This window comes from Pseudomonas urethralis, assembly GCF_021602465.1.
Classification (GTDB): domain Bacteria; phylum Pseudomonadota; class Gammaproteobacteria; order Pseudomonadales; family Pseudomonadaceae; genus Aquipseudomonas; species Aquipseudomonas vlassakiae.
Map to the genome: position 1 here is coordinate 78,050 of NZ_BQIJ01000003.1, position 12,976 is coordinate 91,025.

At 63.2% G+C, this 12,976-nt stretch carries 15 protein-coding genes; 9 read left to right on the forward strand and 6 right to left on the reverse strand.

Annotated features, from left to right (window positions below; translation table 11 throughout):
* Nucleotides 1-15 precede the first annotated feature (15 nt).
* Nucleotides 16-891 carry a BrxR family helix-turn-helix transcriptional regulator gene (locus L6D64_RS05860; protein ID WP_176507722.1) on the reverse strand — a complete coding sequence of 292 codons (876 nt, stop codon included), beginning with the start codon at nt 889-891 and terminating at the stop codon, nt 16-18.
* A 67-nt stretch (nt 892-958) separates the two neighbouring features.
* Nucleotides 959-1,225 carry a YebG family protein gene (locus L6D64_RS05865; protein WP_176507723.1) on the reverse strand — a complete coding sequence of 89 codons (267 nt, stop codon included), beginning with the start codon at nt 1,223-1,225 and terminating at the stop codon, nt 959-961.
* A 295-nt stretch (nt 1,226-1,520) separates the two neighbouring features.
* Here L6D64_RS05865 and L6D64_RS05870 point away from each other — a divergent pair, with 295 nt between their 5' ends.
* Both L6D64_RS05870 and L6D64_RS05875 read left to right on the forward strand, forming a co-directional pair.
* Nucleotides 1,521-1,991 carry a phosphate-starvation-inducible protein PsiE gene (locus L6D64_RS05870; RefSeq protein WP_054884705.1) on the forward strand — a complete coding sequence of 157 codons (471 nt, stop codon included), beginning with the start codon at nt 1,521-1,523 and terminating at the stop codon, nt 1,989-1,991.
* Between the two features lie 114 nt (nt 1,992-2,105).
* Nucleotides 2,106-2,408: a hypothetical protein gene (locus L6D64_RS05875; protein WP_176507724.1), complete on the forward strand. Its 303-nt coding sequence runs from the start codon at nt 2,106-2,108 to the stop codon at nt 2,406-2,408.
* A gap of 3 nt (nt 2,409-2,411) precedes the next feature.
* Here L6D64_RS05875 and L6D64_RS05880 read toward each other — a convergent pair whose 3' ends face one another.
* Nucleotides 2,412-2,714 carry a DUF3509 domain-containing protein gene (locus L6D64_RS05880; protein WP_176507725.1) on the reverse strand — a complete coding sequence of 101 codons (303 nt, stop codon included), beginning with the start codon at nt 2,712-2,714 and terminating at the stop codon, nt 2,412-2,414.
* 124 nt (nt 2,715-2,838) lie between these two features.
* Complete coding sequence (locus tag L6D64_RS05885) at nt 2,839-3,186, reverse strand: HPF/RaiA family ribosome-associated protein (RefSeq protein WP_054884703.1); 348 nt, start codon at nt 3,184-3,186, stop codon at nt 2,839-2,841.
* Between the two features lie 558 nt (nt 3,187-3,744).
* On the opposite strand from L6D64_RS05885, the gene L6D64_RS05890 reads away from it, so the two are divergent.
* The 6 genes from L6D64_RS05890 (at nt 3,745) to L6D64_RS05915 (ending at nt 9,970) form a co-directional block, all read left to right on the forward strand.
* Nucleotides 3,745-4,050: a DUF3649 domain-containing protein gene (locus L6D64_RS05890; RefSeq protein WP_176508225.1), complete on the forward strand. Its 306-nt coding sequence runs from the start codon at nt 3,745-3,747 to the stop codon at nt 4,048-4,050.
* Nucleotides 4,047-5,618, forward strand: a complete 1,572-nt coding sequence (locus L6D64_RS05895) for a PepSY-associated TM helix domain-containing protein (protein ID WP_176508227.1) — start codon at nt 4,047-4,049, stop codon at nt 5,616-5,618. Before L6D64_RS05890 ends, L6D64_RS05895 begins: the two co-directional genes overlap by 4 nt.
* Nucleotides 5,618-5,944, forward strand: coding sequence for a DUF3325 domain-containing protein (locus L6D64_RS05900; RefSeq protein ID WP_176508229.1), 327 nt, complete (start codon nt 5,618-5,620; stop codon nt 5,942-5,944). Before L6D64_RS05895 ends, L6D64_RS05900 begins: the two co-directional genes overlap by 1 nt.
* Before the next feature lie 4 nt (nt 5,945-5,948).
* Complete coding sequence (locus tag L6D64_RS05905; protein WP_236192356.1) at nt 5,949-6,500, forward strand: RNA polymerase sigma factor; 552 nt, start codon at nt 5,949-5,951, stop codon at nt 6,498-6,500.
* Nucleotides 6,497-7,477 (forward strand): FecR family protein, encoded by a 981-nt coding sequence (locus L6D64_RS05910; protein ID WP_176508231.1) that lies wholly within the window; start codon nt 6,497-6,499, stop codon nt 7,475-7,477. The genes L6D64_RS05905 and L6D64_RS05910 overlap by 4 nt, the downstream gene beginning before the upstream one ends.
* Nucleotides 7,478-7,579: 102 nt before the next feature.
* Complete coding sequence (locus tag L6D64_RS05915) at nt 7,580-9,970, forward strand: TonB-dependent siderophore receptor (protein ID WP_176508232.1); 2,391 nt, start codon at nt 7,580-7,582, stop codon at nt 9,968-9,970.
* Between the two features lie 92 nt (nt 9,971-10,062).
* On the opposite strand, the gene L6D64_RS05920 is transcribed toward L6D64_RS05915, so the two are convergent.
* Nucleotides 10,063-10,938 (reverse strand): helix-turn-helix transcriptional regulator, encoded by an 876-nt coding sequence (locus L6D64_RS05920; protein WP_176508234.1) that lies wholly within the window; start codon nt 10,936-10,938, stop codon nt 10,063-10,065.
* A 146-nt stretch (nt 10,939-11,084) separates the two neighbouring features.
* On the opposite strand from L6D64_RS05920, the gene L6D64_RS05925 reads away from it, so the two are divergent.
* Nucleotides 11,085-11,981 carry a DMT family transporter gene (locus L6D64_RS05925; RefSeq protein ID WP_176508236.1) on the forward strand — a complete coding sequence of 299 codons (897 nt, stop codon included), beginning with the start codon at nt 11,085-11,087 and terminating at the stop codon, nt 11,979-11,981.
* An 18-nt stretch (nt 11,982-11,999) separates the two neighbouring features.
* On the opposite strand, the gene L6D64_RS05930 is transcribed toward L6D64_RS05925, so the two are convergent.
* Complete coding sequence (locus L6D64_RS05930) at nt 12,000-12,974, reverse strand: 2-hydroxyacid dehydrogenase (RefSeq protein WP_176508237.1); 975 nt, start codon at nt 12,972-12,974, stop codon at nt 12,000-12,002.
* Between the last annotated feature and the right edge of the window lie 2 nt (nt 12,975-12,976).

A 12,976-nucleotide genomic window follows, 5' to 3' on the forward strand; every position in this document is an offset into this window, starting at 1 on the left:
CCTGGCGCAACTGCCTCAATCATGCATCAGCCAGGGCCTCAGTTGCTTAAGGTTGGAGACCACCACCTGTTGCGCTTCAGGGCTGGTCGCCACGTTGCGCGGGTCGATCTGATGGCGCTGCAGCACATACTTCACCAGAGCCCTGCGGCTCGGCACCACCAGTCGCCCGTCAATCATGCCGAAGTCGGCTTCGATGATTGCCTTCTGCGCCTCGTTCAAACGCTCGTCGGGCTTGAAGATCACCGGAATTTCGGCATTCCAGTCTTCATCCTGTGCCCGGGGGTTGGGCGACTCATCCAGCAGGCCCGGCTGCCCGCGCAAACGGCTGAGTACGAAGTCGCGGTACTGACGGTTCTTTTCACAGTACGCCCGCACATGCCAGCGCATGCCGGTGTAGACCAGTGTGTGCGGGGCGATGAGGCGAATTTCGACGTTCGGCGTGTTGAGTGAAACGTACTCGGTTTCCAGGCGCAGGCCTTCACGGCAGGCCTTGAGCAGGGGGCGCAGAACTTCTGGCCGAATGGGCCGGTCCGGTACTTCGAGCACCTTGGTGTGGGCGTAGGCCAGTGCCAGGCCGTCAATGTGCGGAGCGCGTTCACCGTTCTGATACAGCAGTTGCAGGTAGGCGCTTGCGCTGTCCTCGATGAACTTGGGTATGAACTGATTGCTGGGTACATAACCCTTGAGCTGTTTGTCGTACACCAGGTTCTTTGGGGCATGCTCGGTGATGTAGGTATTGATGTCCTTGGATGCCTGCTGCCGGCTGATTCCGAAACTCTGCATCAGGTGGCCGGTGGTCAGGCGGCCTTCCCACCAGGCGACGGTCTCGATCAGCTTGTAGCGCAGTGCCAGGTCCCAGCGCACCTGCTCGACGGTTTGCCTGCGTTTCATGATCTCTCCTGAGAAGGCATGCCTGGGTGGTGCCTTGCAGGCGGTGACTCCGACTCAGAGGTGCGGCCTACTCGCTGGCTTTTTCCGCTGTATCCAGGTCAGCCAATGCCGCCGCATTGCTCTTGAACGCCGCTGCAAACACAGCCCTGTTCTTGGCCATGAAGATGCTGGCCTCTTCGGCGATGTTTTCATCCAGCCCAGGTACGTGTTTAACCAGAACCTGAGTAAGCACCTCGGCCAGTTCCAGCATCTGGTCATGGGCATCTGCGAGTTTGCGGTCCAAGAACGTGGTCTCCAAATCGCGCGTGCTGCGGTAAAGAATCTCAACAGCCATACGAGGCCTCTCGGTCAGTGGGGCAGGGGCGCTGTGGTGCGCCTGCTGCTGTGCGGTTCAGTTGCTATCCAGGCAGTCGGGCAGAATGCCGTCACTGAATACTGTATCTATATACAGTAATGGCAAGGCAGTGCTTTCGCAACCGGAAATTGTAGCTGCACTGAATTCGCTCGCTGCCCGTGCCTTGCGGCAATCGGTCGCCTTCCAAGGCAGGGGCCTGGCCCTTTAACTGCATGGCACAAGCGTCACAGGCGTGACGCATCATCCTTCATGTCGTATCGGGGAATCGCACATCGTGGATATCAAATGGGCTGAAAAACTGCGCAAGGGCCTGCACGGGTCGGCCGACGCGCTGGGCAACCTGTGCGTGGAAGCGTTCCACTACCTGGCGCTGTTCGGCATTGGCGCGATTACCGCCTACGCGGCGGTGGTGACGTTCCTGGACATGCTCGGCAAGGGCGGGGTCAGCGTCGACGACATCCTGCTGCTGTTCATCTACCTGGAGCTGGGGGCGATGGTCGGTATCTACTTCAAGACCAACCACATGCCGATCCGCTTCCTGCTGTATGTGGCGATCACCGCGCTGACGCGCCTGCTGATTGGCGACGTGTCGCACCACAAGGCGCCGGACGAAGGGCTGTTGTATGTGTGCGGCGGTATCTTGCTGCTGGCGTTCTCGATCCTGGTGGTGCGCTACGCCTCGTACCGCTACCCCTCGACCAAGGTGCTGGACGCCAGCGGCAAGGAAGTGGAGGAGGGCAAGTGAGGGGCTAGCCGGCTACCGCTGGCAATCGGCTCAGGCATCGTTGAATCCTGGCTGGCGCCTGGCAAAGCGTCGTGACACCGGGTCGCGCACGGTGGCGCCAACAGGAGAAAGAAATTGAGCATAAATACCGAAGCTGTACATGCCCACCTGAAACAGGTGCTTGCGCCGTTGGGGCTCGACCCGAATGGGGTGTATGTCACCGAAGTCGCCGATGTCATCGGGCTGAATGTGGTCGCCAGTCGTTCCCTGGTGGAGGAGTCGTTGTACTGGCTGAAGCAGGGCCAGGAGCCCACTTACGACCAGGGGCTGTTCGGCCTGTTTCACCACTCCCATAGCTTTGACCCCGCGCATCGGGTAAATGGTTGGCGCCTGACGGAGTTGGAGAAGGCAATCGGCAAGATGCTGATGCTGGCCTGATCCTCAGTTGGCCACGCTCACTGCTGCGAACGGGCGGGCGTCAGGGCGCGTATCACGGGTCAGGGCGGCCAGTACCTGCAACGGGTTCTGCCCCAGTTCGATCGCAAGGCCCAGGCGGATGCTGTCGATGACCCGTTGCAGGCGCACAGGGTCGTTGCGCTGGGCCTGGCTGATGAGGCGCTTGGCAACCACGCCGGCGTCATCGGAAAGCGTCAGCATGATGCTGCCGTCCAGCCGTTCGATACTCAGGTTGATCCGGTAATCGGAGGCGAAGGCGGCGCTGATCTGTTCGAATGGATTGTTCATGGTCTGGGTCCGCAATGGATGACTGCAGAAGTTGACCGGGTAACCTGCACGATGGTTCATCCCCATTGATCGGTGCAAACGAAAACGCCCGGCGCGAGCCGGGCGTTGTTGTTCAGGGAGCCGATCAGGCGTCGGGGTCAGTCAGTTCCAGTACCCCGCGCTTGCTGCGCAGTTTGCCGTAGAAGTGTTCCAGTGCATTGTTCAGCTTGCTGGCGGCACCGTCGACCGCCTGGTCCAGCGAGGTGGCGGTGTGGGTCACGGAAATCGGCTGATGGCCTTTCGGGCGAGCCTCCAACTGGCAGCGTTTGTCATGCGGGCCGGGCTTGGCGCCGTTCTCGTCACGCAGATGCACCTCGATGCGGGTGAGGTCGTCGTCATAGCGTTCGAGGGTGGCTTCCAGCGTACTGCGGACCCACTCGTTGAGACGGATGTTGCCTTCGATATGGTTGCTGCTGTTGACCTGGATTTGCATGATTCCAATCCTTATTCAGCTTGCTCGCATGGAGGCGTGCCTAGGCCATTGAGGGCCTTGGGAATTCTGCGCCTCTTGACTCTAAGGTCAGGCAACGGCGAAACGAATTCAAGCCCTTTTTGAAAATAAATTTTCTGTAGCAAATTCAGTGGAGGGGGCTGCCGCCATGGGTTCGCCGCGAGCCTTGCAGCGCCTGTGCGATCGAGCGCCGCCCGCGCGGCGCATCGCGGATAAATCCGCTCCTACATCTGTTTCGGGCCAGTCACTCCTGTGAGGCCAACAGGGACCGCCTTGTTGGCATGTCGATGCATTTCGGTGGGCGCTGATGCCGCTCCACCTGTCTCCGGTCATGCACCAAGGCGGATCCTGTTGGCGGCACAGGAGATATTGGCCCGAAACAGATGTAGGAGCGGATTTATCCGCGATGCGCCGCGCGGGCGGCGCTCGGTCTCATAGGCGCTGAATATGTGACGGCGAACATCCGACAGCCTCCATAGAGATTTTGCTTATGAGAATTAAACTCATTACTATTGCATTCCCATTCCCCGGACCCTAGCCATGAAGCGCTCCGCCGCCGGACTCCCTCTCAGCTATCGCCTGGCCGTGGTTTCACGCAGCCTGGCGGCATTGCTGGGCGGCTATCTGCTGGCGTCGTCGATCAGTGTCTGCCTGGCCCTGCTGCTGCCGTTGCCCCAGGTCGACGCCACGCTGACCGGCCTTATGCTCTCGTTCGTGTTCTACCTGCTGGCCTTCATCTGGTGCTTCGCCTGCCGCAGCGCCTGGCGCGCCTGGCTTGGCGTGTTGCTGCCGAGCCTGGTGCTGGGGCTGCTCGGCGGGTTCGCCTACTGGATGAAGAACCCATGAAGGAAGGCTTCCGCCAGGCCATGGCCTGGCTGCACACCTGGACTGGCCTGATCTTCGGCTGGCTGCTGTTCGCCATCTTCCTCACTGGCACCCTGTCGTACTTCAAGGACGAAGTCAGCCACTGGGCGCAGCCGGAAGTGCGCCGCCATGCGCTGGACCCGGTGACCAGCCTGGGCTTGGCCCAGCGCTATCTGGAGCGCAACGCCGCGCATTCGGGCAGCTGGATGATTCGCCTGCCCAGCGAGCGCGAGGCTGCCTTGAACGTGGGCTGGCGCGATCCCGAGGGTGGGCGTCGGGGCTTTGTCAGGAAAAATCTGGATGCACAGAGCGGGCAGCCGGTCGATGCGCGCGAAAGCCGTGGCGGCGAGTTCTTCTACCGCTTCCATTTCGAACTGCAGATGCCCTATCCATGGGGCCGCTGGCTGTCGACGCTGTGTGCCTTCATCATGCTGCTGGGGTTGGTCACCGGGATCATCACCCACAAGAAGATCTTCAAGGAATTCTTCACTTTCCGCCCTGGCAAGGGCCAGCGCTCATGGCTGGATGGCCACAATGCCATTGGCGTGCTGGTGCTGCCGTTCCACCTGATGATCAGCTACAGCAGCCTGGTGCTGTTCATGTACATGGTCATGCCGGCCAGCATCATGGCCAGTTACGGTAATACCAACGGGTACTTCAATGACCTGTTCGGCCGCGACGAGGCACCCAAGGCAGCCCATGTCGCCACGCCACTGGTGCCGCTGGCGAGCCTCCATGCCAAGGTCCAGGCGCTGGTGCCGGGCGCACGCATCGGCTTTGTCCAGGTGCAGAACGCGGGCGATCGCAATGCCCGCGTCGTCTTCACCCAGTCATCGGCGGATAACGTCCCCTACAAGCGCAGTGCCAACTGGACCTTCGATGGGGCCACTGGCGAACTGCTGAAACAGGGCGCGCCGGAAAGCGCCGCGATGATGACCTCGTTCAGTTTCGCCGGCCTGCACATGGGCAACTACGCCGGGCCTTGGCTGCGTTGGTTGTACTTCGCCTTCGGGCTTGCCGGCACGGCGGTGATCGGCACCGGCCTGGTGATGTGGCTGGGCAAACGCCAGCTCAAGCATGCCAGGAGCGAACGTCTGCCGGGCGAGTTGCGCCTGGTCGAAGTGCTCAACATCGCCAGCATGAGCGGCCTGGTGCTGGCCGTGGCCGGTTTCTTCTGGGCCAACCGGTTGCTGCCGGTGGCACTGCATGGGCGTGCTGACTGGGAGGTGAACACGTTCTTCCTGGTCTGGCTGGCGTCACTGCTGCATGCCGTGCTGCGCCCGGGGCGCAGGGCCTGGGGCGAGCAGCTGGCAATGGGGGCACTGGCTTTTGCCCTGTTGCCGTTGCTCAACGGCTTGAGCACCGGCCAGGGGTTGAACGTCTCTGTGCCTGCGGGTGACTGGGCCATGGCCGGTTTCGACCTTACCGCCCTGGCGTGTGGGCTGTTCCTGGCCTGGGCTGCGAGCAAGATGCTGCGCCCACCGAAGCCCGTCGCAACACGTGCGGCGAAGGCGGCCAAGGTCTCGGCCAAAATGGTCGAGGTGCAGTGATGCTGAGCATTGCCCTGATCGGTTTCGCCGGTTTCGCCGCGCTGTGCCTGGCGATGGAAAAGCACTTCAACGAGCTGCTCAGGCACAAGCCCCGCCCGGCCCAGTTGCGTGCACTGCGCGTTGGCGGTTGGTTGCTGCTCATGCTGGCCCTGGTGCTGTCCGTTCACTGGCGTGGCTGGGCCCACGGGCTGGTGGAGTGGGCCGCACTGTTGATGGCCGGCGTTACCCTGTGGGTGTTCGGCTTGCCTTACATGCCGCGTGCGTTGCTGGGCCTGGCTACCGCCAGCCTGGTACTGGGCCCGCTGTTGGCCGTGGTTGCGGGGTGATGCCTTGAGCGAAACCGAGAGCGACAGCACCCGCGCGCGTTTCCTCGAGGTGTTCCTCGCCCAGCGTGCGCGCATGGAGGCGTTGGTCCGCCGTCGGGTAGGCTGCCGCGCTACTGCGTCCGACCTGGTGCAGGAGCTGTTCCTGCGCTTCTGGCGCCGCCCCGAGGTCAAGGTCGAAGCGCTCGATACCTACCTGCTGCGCTGTGCCGGCAACCTTGCCATCGATCATCTGCGCAGTGCAGGCAGTCGCGAACGCCTTGCCGAAGCCTCGCTGCAGCGTGGTGAAGCGGCGCTGGCCCAGGCGCCAGAGCAGGCCGTGGAGGTCGATCATGACCTGCAGCGCATTGAAGCCGCCCTGCGAGCGCTGCCTGAGCGTACCCGGCGGATTTTTCTGCTCAACCGCGTCCACGGCTGCAAGTACGGCGAGATCGCCAAGGCCATGCAGCTTTCCCAGAGCAGTGTGGAAAAGCATATGATGCGCGCCCTCGAAGCGTGCAAGGCCAGTGTTGCCGAGCCCGCGACCTTCACTCGCAGGCCTGGGAGCGCCCGCCGATGAGCCATCCAGACCCGGTTACCGCTGCCCAGTCCGAGGCTGCCTTGCAGTGGCTGATCCGCATCAACGAGCAGCCTGAAGCGGCAAGCAGTGCGCCGTTCAAGCGCTGGTTGCTGGGCGATCCCAGGCATCGCCAAGCCTACGCCGAAGCCCAGTTGCTGATGCAGCTCAGCGAAGCACCGGCAGCGCGTCTGGCGCAAGAACAGCATGCAGACCTTCAGCCTTACTTGCTGGCCATGGCCAAGCCACCCGGCAAAAGCCACTGGCGACGCGCTGGCATGGCGTTGGCCGCGGCGTGCCTGGTGCTGGCGGTCAGCGTGGCGGGTGGCTGGCGGCCGGGTGACTGGCTATTGGACCTGCAGGCCGATTTCAGCAGCAGTGATGCGATTCGCCAGGTAACCCTGGCGGACCAGTCGCAGGTGACCCTGGATGCGGGCAGCGCCATCGCCGTCGATTTCCGCCAAGGTGAACGCCGTGTACGCCTGCTGCATGGCGCAGCGTTCTTCCAGGTGACCCATACCGGGCAGCCATTCGTGGTGGAAGCGGCTGGCGGCGAGGTTCGGGTGCTGGGTACGCAGTTCGAAGTGCGTGACCAAGGGCAGGGTGCACAGGTCATCGTCCGCAGTGGGCGCGTGGCCGTCATCCCGGCTGCGGGGCAGGCCGGCCAGATACTGACGGCCAACCAGCAACTGGCCTATGCCGATGGGCATGCAGGCGAGCTGGCGAGTGTCGACGGCGACAGCCGCCTGGCCTGGCGCCAGGGCTGGCTGAACTATTACCAGGTGCCGCTGGCGCAGGTAGCGGCAGACCTGGGCCGCTACTACCCCGGCCGTATCGTGTTGTTGAATGGCGAATTGGGGCAGCGCAAGGTGAGCGGCAGTTTCCCGGTGGATGAGCCTTTGGCTGCACTGGATTCGCTGGGCAAGGTGCTGGGTTTCTCGCGGCAAACCTTGCTGGGGCGACTGACCGTGATCCGCTGAAAAAAAATTGCAAAAGCGGATGAGGTAACCCGACGCAGCATCCGTGTAATGAGTGGAAGTGCGATTCATTCGCAGTAATAACCCTCTCACAGGTCAGCGTCCATGAAGTTCACCCCGCGTTGCGTCCCCCTCTGGTTTGGCCTTGCAGTGTGCCCGGCCATCACCGCTGCCCCTGGCCTCATGGCCGCCGAGCAACTGCAACTGCACGCTTTCGACCAGCCCGGCCAGCCGCTGGCCCAGGCCCTGAGCGCCTTCAGCCGTGCCACTGGCCAGAGTGTCGTCTACACCCTCGAACTGCCAGGCGTGCAGGCCCCGGCCCTCAATGGTTCGTTCAGCGCCGAGCAGGCCCTGCAACGGCTGCTGGGTAACAGTGGGCTGACCTGGCGTCGCCTCGATGCACGCACCCTGACGCTCGAACCTGTAGATACCTCTGGCGCCCTCAACCTGCAGGCCACCACGGTGACCTCGCAAATGGACAGCTACAGCTATCAGCCACCCGCCAGTGCCTCGATCATGCGCGGCCAGGGCCCCAGCCAGGACATCCCCCAGGCGATCAACGTGGTACCGGCCCAGGTCATCCGCGACCAGGCCCCACGCAACCTTGACGACGCATTGGCCAATGTCAGTGGCATTACCCAGGGCAACAACTTCGGCGGCACGTCCGACACGGTGATGAAACGCGGCTTCGGTGACAACCGCGACGGCTCGATCATGCGTGACGGCATGCCGGTGGTGCAGGGCCGTAGCCTCAATGCCACTACCGAGCGGGTCGAAGTGCTCAAGGGCCCGGCCTCGCTGCTGTACGGCATCCAGGACCCGGGCGGGGTGATCAACGTGGTCAGCAAGCGCCCGCAACTGCAGCAGTACAACGCCCTGACCGTGCGCGGTTCCACTTACGGCAGCGGCAAGAATGGCAGCGGCGGCGGCTTCGACAGCACCGGCGCGTTGGGCGACAGCAACTTCGCCTACCGCCTGATCGTCGATCACGAAAACGAGGATTACTGGCGCAACTTCGGCGTGCACCGCGAATCGCTGGTGGCGCCGTCGTTGGCCTGGCTCGGCGAAGATACCCAGGTGGTGCTGGCCTACGAGCACCGCGAATTCCTCTATCCGTTCGACCGCGGCACAGCATTCGGCAGCAACGGCCACCCGCTGGACATCCCGGCTACCCGGCGCCTGGACGAGCCGTTCAACGACATGGAAGGGCGCTCCGACCTGTACCGCCTGGAGGTCGATCACCAACTGACCGACGACTGGAAGCTGCACTTCGGCTACAGCTTCAACCGCGAGACGTACGATGCCAGCCAGGTTCGCGTTACCGGCGTGAACGAGGCCAAGGGCACGCTGACGCGCAGCATCGACGGCACTCACAACGCCATGAGCCGCGACCAGTTCGCCACCTTGAGCCTCAATGGCAATGTCGAGCTGGCCGGTATGCAGAACGACCTGCTGTTCGGTATCGACCACGAAGACCGCAAGATCTTTCGTGGCGACCTGATCCGTCAGACCTCTCGATCGGCCTTCAGCTACCTGAACCCGGTCTACGGCCAGGAGGTGGAGGGCAGCACGGTGCGTGCGAGCGACAGCGACCAGACCGACAAGCTGCGCACCGACGCCTTGTTCGTGCAGGACGCGCTGCACCTGGACGAACACTGGATCCTGGTAGCGGGCGCGCGTTACCAGCAGTATGACCAGTACGCCGGCCGTGGCCGCCCGTTCAAGGCCAATACCGACAGCAACGGCCAGGCCTGGGTGCCGCATGCGGGCATCGTCTACAAGGTCGATGACCAGCTGTCGTTCTATGGCAGCTACAGCGAGTCGTTCAAGCCGAACTCCAGCATCGCCCCGCTGACCGGGGGCGTGGTGCTGGATTCCTCGGTGGCGCCGGAGGAGGGCAAGTCCTGGGAGCTGGGCGCCAAGCTCGACATGCCGGGCAGCCTCACCGGTACCCTGGCGCTGTTCGATATCACCAAGCGCAACGTGCTGGTGTCCAACTTCGACAGTGGCACTGGCGAGACGGTCTACAGCAACGCCGGGGAAGTCAGCTCACGCGGCGTGGAGCTCGACCTGACCGGGCAGCTCAGCGAGCGCTGGAGCCTGATCGGCAGTTATGCCTACACCGATGCCAAGGTGACCAAGGACCCCGACCTTGAAGGCAACCGCTTGCAGAATGTGGCCCGGCATAGCGGTTCGCTGTCGGCGGTGTATGACTTCGGCAGCCTGCTGGGTGGCGATCGCCTGCGTTTCGGCGCCGGGGCGCGTTATGTGGGTGAGCGGCCGGGGAACGCGACCAACACGTTCGACCTGCCGAGCTATACCGTGGCTGATGCATTCGCCACCTATGAGACCAAGCTTGATGAGCACAATGTGCGCCTGCAACTGAACGTGAAGAACCTGTTCGACAAGGTCTACTACAGCTCGGCGGTTAACCAGTACTTCGTCGCCATTGGTGATGCGCGGCAGGTGAGCCTGTCGAGTACCTTCGAGTTCTGAGCCTTGTGCCGCCTGTGCCGGCCTCTTCGCGGCTAAAGCCGCTCCCACAGGGATATCACAGGTTTTGAAAACTGTGCAGTACCTGTGCGGCTTTAGCCGCGAATGGCCATACGGTACTCGCCAGGGGTTGCACCGAACGCCTGGCGAAAGCGGTTGCTGAAATGGCTGGCACTGGCAAACCCGCACAGCAGCGCCACCTGGCCCAAGGGCAATTCGCCCAGGCGCAGCAACTGGCAAGCGCGGTGCAGCCGCCGCGCCAGCAGGTACTGATGCGGCGGCAGGCCGAAACTGGTGCGGAACATCCGAGCAAAGTGGTACTCGGACAGGTTGCAGCGCAGTGCCAGTTCACCCAGGGTGATCGGCTGGTCGAGGTGCGCCTCGATGTACTCCACCAGTTGCCGGCGCAGGCTCGGCGCCAATCCACCTTTCAGACGCAACCCTTGGCGCAGGCCAACTTGGCTGAGCACGGCGTGGTCGACGATCTCATGGGCCAGGCTGCTGGCCAGCAGACGTTCGGCGGGCTCAGCCCAGTCCAAGGTGATCAACTGGCGAAAGCGCACGGATTGTTGCGGGTCATCGAGGAAGGTCGCTTCCTGCAGTTGCAGTTCGCGTGGCTCGCGATCGAGCAGGCGCACACAACCCAAGGCGAACTGCGCTTCGCTGATGTACAGGTGGGCCAGGCGAATTGCACCGTTCACCACCCAGTTCGACTCGTGCCCTGCCGGCATGATGCACAGTTTGTCCGGCGCGCCCTTGTCGGCCGGGCGCTGGCGACGAAAGGTGCCGGTGCCGTCGGCGATATAGCACGACAGCGTGTGATGGCTCGGCGCCTGATAGTCGCGAGCATCGTCGCGGTTGCTCCACAATGCCGCCGCCAACCCGTCACCCAGGTGCGCGCTCAGCTCCAGCCGGGCGTTGGGCGAGGCGTGCATGGCGTTGAACACTTGCAACTGGGTGAGTGGGGTCATGGGCAATTCCTCTGGGCTCATCCTACTGCGCCGGTGTTGCGCTGACAGCCACCCGGGGGCGAAAAGCGCAAGTTTGTGCAAGCGCATGGCGGTGGGCAGGGCGAACACTGGCGGTGAAAAGTTGATAGGCCCAAGGAATCGCCACCATGAACCTCGCGCTGTACCTGCTCACCGTCCTGATCTGGGGCACCACCTGGATCGCCCTGAAACTGCAACTGGGCGTGGTCGCCATTGCGGTATCGATCGTCTACCGCTTCGCCCTGGCCGGGCTGATCCTGTTCGCCATTCTTCTGTTCACGCGGCGCCTGCAGCCGATGAACCGGCGCGGCCACCTGATCTGCCTGGCACAAGGGTTCTGCCTGTTCTGCGTCAACTTCATGTGCTTCCTGACCGCCAGCCAATGGATCGCCAGCGGCCTGATCGCCGTGGTGTTCTCCACCGCCACGTTGTGGAATGCCCTGAACGCGCGGATCTTTTTCGGCCAGAAGATCGCCAGCAACGTCCTCGCTGGCGGTGCGCTGGGCTTGCTCGGCCTGGGCCTGTTGTTCTGGCCGGAGCTTTCGCATCATACGGCCAGTCGCGAAACCCTCTACGGCCTGGGCCTGGCACTGCTCGGCACGCTGTGCTTCTCGGCCGGCAACATGCTCTCCAGCATGCAGCAGAAGGCCGGGCTCAAGCCCATGACCACCAATGCCTGGGGCATGGCCTACGGCGCATCGATGCTGGCGGTGTATTGCCTGGTCAGTGGCATTCCGTTCGCCATGGAATGGAGCACCCGCTACATCGGTTCGCTGTTGTACCTGGTCATACCCGGTTCGGTGATCGGCTTTACCGCCTACCTGACCCTGGTCGGGCGCATGGGGCCGGAGCGGGCTGCCTACTGCACCGTGCTGTTCCCGCTGGTGGCGCTGAATGTATCGGCATTCGTCGAAGGCTATCAATGGACAGCCCCGGCGCTGCTGGGGCTGGTAGCGGTGATGGCGGGCAATGTCCTGGTGTTTCGCAAGCCTCGGCTCAAAAAAGCCGCCACCGCTCTGGCATGAGTGAGCTACAGAGGGCTTTCAGCCCTTCCATACCTGTGGATTCACCAAGTCCCGCGGCCGCTCACCGAGCAACGCCGCACGTAGGTTCTCCATCGCCCGGTTAGCCATGGCCTCGCGGGTTTCGGCCGTCGCCGAACCGATGTGCGGCAAGGTCAGCGCATTGGGCAGCTGGAATAGCGGCGACTCGCTCAGCGGCTCCTTCTCGTACACATCCAGGCCTGCGCCACGAATAGTGCCGTTCTGCAGCGCCTCGATCAGCGCCGCCTCGTCGACCACCGGGCCGCGGGCGATGTTGATCAGGAACGCGCTCGGTTTCATCAGCTTCAGTTCACGGGCGCCGATCAACCTGCGCGTGGCATCGGACAGCGGCACCACCAGGCAGACGAAGTCGGACTCGGCCAGCAGTTGCTCGAGGCTGCGGTACCGGGCGCCCAGTTCTTGTTCCAGGGCAGTCTTGCGGCTGTTGCCAGCGTACAGGATCGACATGTTGAAGCCGAAGCGGCCACGGCGGGCGACGGCGGCACCGATGTTGCCCAAGCCGACGATGCCCAGCGTCTTGCCATGCACATCGCTACCGAAGTGCGAAGGGGCCACCGTGGCCTGCCAGTTGCCGGCCTTGGTCCAGGCGTCGAGTTCGGCGGTGCGGCGGGCGCAGCCCATGATCAGCGAGAAACCCAGGTCGGCGGTGCTTTCGGTGAGCACGTCCGGAGTGTTGGTCAGGGCGATGCCGCGCTCGTTGAAATAGTCGACGTCATAGTTGTCATAGCCAACCGAGACGCTGGACACCACTTCGAGCTTGCCTGCACCTTCGAGCTGCGCGCGGCCGAGCTTGCGGCCGGCGCCGATCAGGCCGTGGGCCTCGGGCAGGGCTTCGTTGAACTGGGCACTGATGTCACCGAGCTTGGGGTTCGGCACGATCACGTTGAAGTCTTGCTGCAGGCGCTCGGCCATGGCGGGGGTGATGCGGCTGAAGGCCAGGACGGTCTTTTTCATCG